Origin of the sequence: Corallococcus praedator (assembly GCF_003612125.1) — a bacterium.
In the GTDB taxonomy this organism is placed as follows: domain Bacteria; phylum Myxococcota; class Myxococcia; order Myxococcales; family Myxococcaceae; genus Corallococcus; species Corallococcus praedator.
The window spans coordinates 1-6761 of record NZ_RAWI01000459.1 but is presented as its reverse complement, the minus strand read 5'-3'; the positions used below and the strand labels follow the sequence as shown (position 1 = coordinate 6761).

At 69.2% G+C, this 6761-nt stretch carries 4 protein-coding genes and 1 pseudogene; 2 read left to right on the top strand and 3 right to left on the bottom strand.

Going from position 1 to position 6761, the window contains the following annotated elements; all coding sequences use genetic code 11:
- Positions 1-8: 8 nt before the first annotated feature.
- Both D7Y13_RS49595 and D7Y13_RS36005 read left to right on the top strand, forming a co-directional pair.
- Positions 9-452: pseudogene (locus D7Y13_RS49595) on the top strand (PAS domain-containing protein); the annotation flags it as partial.
- Between the two features lie 63 nt (positions 453-515).
- Positions 516-3767, top strand: a complete 3252-nt coding sequence (locus D7Y13_RS36005) for a hybrid sensor histidine kinase/response regulator (protein WP_233595830.1) — start codon at positions 516-518, stop codon at positions 3765-3767.
- A gap of 3 nt (positions 3768-3770) precedes the next feature.
- On the opposite strand, the gene D7Y13_RS45370 is transcribed toward D7Y13_RS36005, so the two are convergent.
- From D7Y13_RS45370 to D7Y13_RS35990, 3 genes are all read right to left on the bottom strand, one after another.
- Positions 3771-4229: a hypothetical protein gene (locus tag D7Y13_RS45370; RefSeq protein WP_147444449.1), complete on the bottom strand. Its 459-nt coding sequence runs from the start codon at positions 4227-4229 to the stop codon at positions 3771-3773.
- Between the two features lie 526 nt (positions 4230-4755).
- Positions 4756-5196 (bottom strand): hypothetical protein, encoded by a 441-nt coding sequence (locus D7Y13_RS35995; protein ID WP_120585191.1) that lies wholly within the window; start codon positions 5194-5196, stop codon positions 4756-4758.
- A gap of 409 nt (positions 5197-5605) precedes the next feature.
- The coding region (locus D7Y13_RS35990; RefSeq protein ID WP_147452571.1) for an amidohydrolase family protein at positions 5606-6761 on the bottom strand (1156 nt) is incomplete at its 5' end.

The window sequence follows — 6761 nt, the reverse complement described above, 5'->3', positions numbered from 1 at the left end:
CCCCAGACATGAGTGTTCCCCCTTCCGACACCGAACAGGCCCTGAGGGCGGAGGTCGAACGTCTGCGCGCCCGCCTGCGCGACGCGGGCCTGGACGCGGGTGAGGCCCCGGCCACGCCGGAGACGACCGCGCCCGCGTTCGACCGCGAGCGTCTGGCCGTGCTCTTCCAGCAGGCCAGCGTGGGCATCTCCCAGACGGACCTCACGGGCGCGCTGGAGCTGGTGAACCAGCGCTGCTGCGACCTGCTGGGGCGCCCGCGCGAGGACATGCTGGGCCGCACCCTGCTGTCGCTCACGCACCCGGAGGACCGCGAGCGCCACGCCCACCTGTTCCGGAACCTGCTGGAGACGGGCGAGTCCTTCAGCGAGGAGAAGCGCTACCTGCGGCCGGACGCCAGCGTCGTCTGGGTGCACAACCACGTCTCGCTGGCGAAGGACGCGGCGGGCAGGCCCCGCTTCGCCATCTGCGTCTCGCGGGACATCACCCAGCAACGCGCCGACGAGGAGCGCCTGCGCGTGAAGCGCGAGCAGCTGCGGCTGGCGCAGGAGGCGGGAGGCATTGGCGTCTTCACGCTGGAGATCGCCACCAACCTCCTGACGGTGACGCCGGAGTTCTGCCGCCTGTATGGCCTGCCGCGCACGGACACCCTGCCCGCGCAGGTCATTGAATCGCTGGCGTTGGAGGAGGACCGGCACCGGCTGTCCAATGCGCGCACGCGGGCGGCCGGACTGTCGACGCTGTCGGTGGAGTACCGCATCCGCAGGCAGGACACCGGGGCGGTGCGCTGGATTGCAAGGCGGGCGTCGTTCGTGAACGACGCGGTGGGCCGGCCGGTGCAACTGATTGGCGTCACGCAGGACATCACCGAGCGCCGCATGGCGGAGGATGCCCTGCGCGCCGCCAACGAGCGGGTGCAACTGGCGTTGAACACCGAAGCGGTGATTGGCACCTGGGTGTGGGACGTGCCCGCCAACAAGGTCATCGCCGACGAGCGCTTCGCGCGCGCCTTCTCCCTGAACCCGCTCCAGACGCGCGACGGCCTGCCCATCGAACTCTTCGTGGAGTCCGTGCACCCGGAGGACCGGCCGGCCCTGGAGGAGACCATCGGCCGCACCGTGAAGGCGGGAGGCGCCTTCCGCGCCGAATACCGCGTGCGCCGCTGGGACGGCCTCTACCGGTGGGTGGAGGCCAGTGGCCACTGCGAGCTGACGCCCCAGGGGACACCGCTGCGCTTTCCCGGCGTGCTGGTGGACATTGACGCGCGCAAGCGCAACGAGCTGCGGCAGGCGGCGTTGCTGGAGATGACGGACCGGCTGCGCGAGGCGACGTCTCCGGATGCCGCCGCGCAGCTCGCCATGGAGGTGGTGGGGCGCCTGCTGCGGGTGGCGCGCGCGGGGTACGGCACGGTGGACGCCGCGCATGGGCTGGTGTTCCTGCACCCCAACTGGGTGTCCAGCCCGAAGGTGTCCCAGGTGCAGGGCGTGCACCGCTTCCACGACTACGGCGCGTTCCTGGAGGACCTCCAGCGCGGCGAGCTGGTGGCCATCCCGGACGTGCGGTTGGACTCACGCACCGCGGCCCATGGGGCCACGCTGGAGAAGGTGGGCATCCGGGCGCTGTTCAACATCCCGCTGCTGGAGCACGGCGAGTTCGTGGCGGTGCTGTTCCTGCACGACGCGCGGCCGCGCCAGTGGCTGGAGGATGAAATCGAGCTGGCGCGCAACGTGGCCGACCGCGTGTGGTCCGCGCTGTCGCGGCTCAAGGCGCTGGCGGAGCTGAAGCAGGCCAACGAGACGCTGGAGCAGCGGGTGGCGCAGCGCACGCAGGAGCGGGACCGCGTGTGGAACGTGTCCCAGGACCTGCTGGTGGTGGGGGACCTGAAGGGGGGCCGCTTCCTGAGCGTCAACCCGGCCTGGACCCGGATGCTGGGGTGGACGGAGGCGGAGCTGCTGGGGCGCACGTCCGAGTGGCTGGAGACGCCGGAGGACTACGCGAGGTCGCACGAAGAGGTGGGCCATCTGGCGGGAGGCCGGCCGACGCTGAACTTCGAGAGCAGCTACCGGTGCAAGCACGGTGGGGTCCGGCGCATCGCCTGGACGGCGGTGCCGGTCCCGGAGGACGGCGTGTTGTACGCCAGCGGGCGCGACGTCACCGAGCAGCGGCAGACGGAGGAGCAGCTCCGGCAGGCGCAGAAGATGGAGGCCGTGGGCAAGCTGACGGGCGGCGTGGCGCACGACTTCAACAACCTGCTCCAGATTGTCGGCGGCAACCTCCAGCTCCTGCAGCGCGACGTGGCGGGCAACGAGCGCGGGTCGCAGCGGGTGCGCACGGCGCTGGGCGCGGTGGAGCGGGGGGCTCGGCTGTCGGCGCAATTGCTGGCGTTCTCGCGGCGGCAGCCCCTGGCGCCGCGCTCGCTGAGCCTGGGCCGGCTGGTGCGCGGCATGGACGACCTCTTGCGCCGCGCGCTGGGCGAGGACGTGGAGCTGGAGACGGTCATCAGCGGCGGGCTGTGGAACACGCTGGCGGATCCGCACCAGTTGGAGAACGTCATCCTGAACCTGGCCATCAACGCGCGCGACGCGATGGGGGGCCAGGGGAAGCTGACGTTGGAGTTGAGCAACGCGTCGCTGGACGACCACTACGCGCAGCAGCACCCGGACGTGCTGGCGGGGGCGTACGTGTTGCTGGCGGTGTCGGACACGGGCGCGGGCATGACATCGGAGGTGCGGGAGCGCGCGTTCGAGCCCTTCTTCACGACGAAGCCGGAGGGTCGGGGCACGGGCCTGGGGCTGAGCATGGTGTACGGCTTCGTGAAGCAGTCCGGCGGCCACGTGAAGCTCTACAGCGAGGTGGGGCACGGCACGACGGTGAAGGTGTACCTGCCGCGGGCCTTCCAGGCGGAAGCGCCGGTGCCGGAGGTGGTGACGGGGCCGGTGGAGGGTGGACAGGAGACCATCCTCGCGGTGGAGGACGACGCGGACGTGCGGGCGACGGTGGTGGAGCTGCTCACGGAGCTGGGCTACCGGGTGCTGCGCGCGGTGGACGGGCAGAGCGCGCTGTCCATCCTGAAGAGCGGCGTGGCGGTGGACCTGCTCTTCACGGACGTGGTGATGCCAGGGCCGGTGCGAAGCCCGGAGCTGGCGAAGCAGGCGCGACTGCTCCAGCCGGACATCGAGGTGCTCTTCACGTCGGGGTACACGGAGAACGCCATCGTGCACGGCGGCCGGTTGGACCCGGGCGTGCACCTGTTGAGCAAGCCGTACCGGCGCGAGGACCTGGCGCGCAAGGTGCGGGCGCTGTTGGATCAGCGCAAGCAGCGGCTGCTGACACCACCGGTGCCGAAGGTGACGTGGCCGGAGGTGCCGCCGCGCCAGGAATTGCCGCCGACGCAGGAGTCCGCGCGGCGGATGCAGGTGTTGCTGGTGGAGGACGACGAGGACATCCGCACGTCCGCGAGCGAACTGTTGGACCTGCTGGGGCACGCCGTGGTGCCGGTGGCGAGCGCGGAGGAGGCGCGGGTGGCGCTGGCGTCAGGACCGTTCGACGTGTTGTTCACGGACGTGACGTTGCCGGGCATGTCGGGCGTGGACCTGGCGCGCGAGGTGGCGCTGCGAAAGCCCGCCATGCGCATCATCATCGCCTCCGGGCATGGGCGCGCGGCGCTGGACGGGGATCCGCAGCAGTGGCTGGGCGTGGTGGTGCTGCCCAAGCCCTATGCGCTGCCCCAGATTCAACAGGCGCTGGCCCAGGTGGCCGCGACGCGCTGAACGTCAGAGTCGCTTCAGGAAGGCCAGCAAGCCCTCCGTGTTCCAGCGCTCGCGCTCATCCAGGGTGGGCAGGTACTCACGGACCTTCGCGAGCATGGCCTCCGCGGCGGGCAGGTCGTCGGGAGAGACCTTGAACGCCCATTGCCAGTACTCCGCGGCGGTGTAGGAGTACTTCATCGTCCCCATCGGATGTTTCAAATAGGCACGCAATGCGCCGCGCACGACACGCGGCGTCTGCTTCCAGTGCGCGGCACAGAAGAACACATTCTCCGCGATTTTTCGGTGCATCGAGGCTGTTGGTACCCGTCCGGCATGACGCCGCTCCAACTGCCTCAGTCCCGCACGGAAGCGCGGCCAGTCCCTGGGGGCAAGTCCCGTCGTCTCCTCTACCTCCTGCATGAATGCCTCCCAGTTGGGGTCGCTATAGGGCGGATCGTCGAAGCCTTTCATTTTCTGCGACATTCCTGTCGGACTCCTTTCCAGGAATAGATGGCCTCAGGCCAGAACCCTTGAGCCATACAGTAGGCCCGGCAGGACTCACACAGGCTCTCGCCCATGACTCGCCCAGGCTGGCTTTGCCCGCCATCATCGACGCAGCGAACATAGTCATCGCCACAGGAATCCCGGCGCCGTTCGGTTTCCTTCTCGCGCGCCTCCTCTGCGGCCCCGGGCGGTGGCAACGGAGGCGGCACCCGGGGACGGGGCGCGATTCCAAGCTGCTCGCAGGCCGCTACCACCCCGTCCTTGCACTGGCAATCCACCGTGCTGACGCAGCCTGGCCCGGGCCCCGGGCCCAGCGATTGATGGAACTGCCGTGGGCCGACCGCGCAGCCCACGACGCCCCAACCCAGCGTCAACATGAACACCCATCGCATCCCTGCCCATTAGCATGAGAGGCCTCGCTCGGACTTCACTCCCTTCACGCATCCGAACCGGGTGGCCCGAAACTGGCTGCGAAAGGGTGATCATCTCGGACGTACACCTGCCTTCAGCGCTTCAGAGAGGCCAGCAAGCCCTCCGTGTTCCAGCGCTCGTGCTCATCCAGCGAAGGAAGGGCCTCACGAACTTCTGCGAGCATGGCCTCGGCTGCGAGCAGGTCCGCAGGGGACACCTTGGACGCCCAGCGCCAGTACTCCGCAGCCACGAAGGAGTAGAGCGCGAACCTCAAGGGGTATCGCAACAACTCACGCAGCGCGCCGCGCACGATGCGTGGAGTCTGCTCCCAATGCGCGGCACACAAGAACACATCCTCCGCGAGGGCGCGGTGCATTGGGGCTGTGGGCACCCGTCCGGTATGGCGCCGCTCCAGTCGTCTGAGGTCCGCGCGAAAGCGTCGCCAGTCCCTGCGCGCACTCGTGTTCTCCATGTCCAGGATGAAGGCGCGCCAGTGCGGGTCGTGCAGGGACGGGTCGGCGAAGGCTTCTTTCATCTTCCTGGGCATTTCAATGGTTCCCCGTTCCAGGTGTAGATGGAGGTGGGCCAGAAGCCATGGGCCATACAGTAGGCCCGGCAGGAGTCACACCGGCTTTCGCCCTGCACCCGGCCAGGCAAGCCTCCCCCACCCGCATCAACGCAGCGAACATAGTCATCACCGCAGGTGTCCCGGCGCCGCTCGTTCTCCTTCTCCCGCGCCTCCTCCGCGGCCCCGGGCAGTGGCAACGGAGGCGGCATCCGGGGACGGGGCGCGACTCCAAGCTGTTCACAGGCCACCACCACGCCGTCCTTGCACTGGCAATCCACCGTGCTGACGCAGCCCGGCCCGGGCCCAGGGCCCAGGGATTGATGGAACTGCCGTGGGCCGACCGCGCAGCCCACGGCATACAAACACAGCACCCACCCTAATCGCATACCTGCTCATTCGCATGCGAGGAGGCCTTCGGGCTCCACCCTTCGTTGCCGTCCTTCTCGAAGAAGAACTTCGCGCGCGTGCGCTGCCGCGTGCCCACCTCGTTCAGCGTGTTGGCGTCGTACAGGTGCCCGTTCACCATCGTGTAGCGCACCGTGCGGCTGTTCGAGATGTCCTCCAGCGGGTTCTTGTCCAGCACCACCAGGTCCGCCAGCTTCCCGCCCTCCAACGAGCCCAGGTCCGCGTCCATCCCCAGGTAGCGCGCCCCGCTCAGCGTGCCCGCGCGCAGCGCCTGCATCGGCGTCATGCCGCCCTGGACGAACATCGCCAGCTCCCAGTGCGCCGCCAATCCCTCACGCTGTCCGTGCGCGCCCAACTGCACGCTCACCCCCAGGTCGTTCAACTCCTTCGCCACGCGGGCAACGTTCTGGTGGTTGAACTCCTCGTCCGGCACCATCACCCGGCGCCGCGACCGCTCATCCACCACGCGCCGGGGCACGAAGGACAACAGGCGCGTGTCCTCCCAGACGTTCGTCTTCTGGTACCAGTAGTTCTCCCCCATCAACCCGCCGTAGGACACGCCCAGCGTCGGCGTGTAGCCCACGCGCGTGGCCTTCCAGAGCTGGCGCACGTCGTCGTAGATGCGCGCCACCGGCAGCGAGTGCTCCACGCCCGTGTGCCCGTCCACCACCATCGTCAGGTTGTGCTGCAGCAGCGAGCCGCCCTCCGGCACCACCAGCATCCCCAGCTCGCGCGCCGCCTGAAGCACCTTCTGCCGCTGGTCGCGCCGGGGCTGGTTGTAGCTCTTCACGCTGAACCCACCCAACGCCTGCATCCGCCGCAGGTGCCGGCGCGCGTCGTCCAGCGAGTCGATCTCCACGCGCGCCCCCGCGCTCGCCGCCCCGTACAGGATGGTGCCCGTGGAGAAGATGCGCGGCGACATCAGCATCCCCGCCTTGCCCAGCTCGCTCGCGGCGAAGATGGTCTCCGAATTGTTCGACGGGTCGTGCAGCGTCGTCACCCCGAACGCCAGCGACGCCGCCTGCACCCAGCTCTGCTCCGGCATCAGCCCGTCCACGCCCATGCTCCCGTGCCAGTGCACGTCCACAAGGCCCGGCATCAGCGTCTTGCCCTTCACGTCCACCACC

Bases quoted from the DNA above. Each gene is read 5' to 3' on its own strand.
- D7Y13_RS45370 (WP_147444449.1), bottom strand. From the start codon at position 4,229: ATGTCGCAGAAAATGAAAGGCTTCGACGATCCGCCCTATAGCGACCCC.
- D7Y13_RS35995 (WP_120585191.1), bottom strand. From the start codon at position 5,196: ATGAAAGAAGCCTTCGCCGACCCGTCCCTGCACGACCCGCACTGGCGC.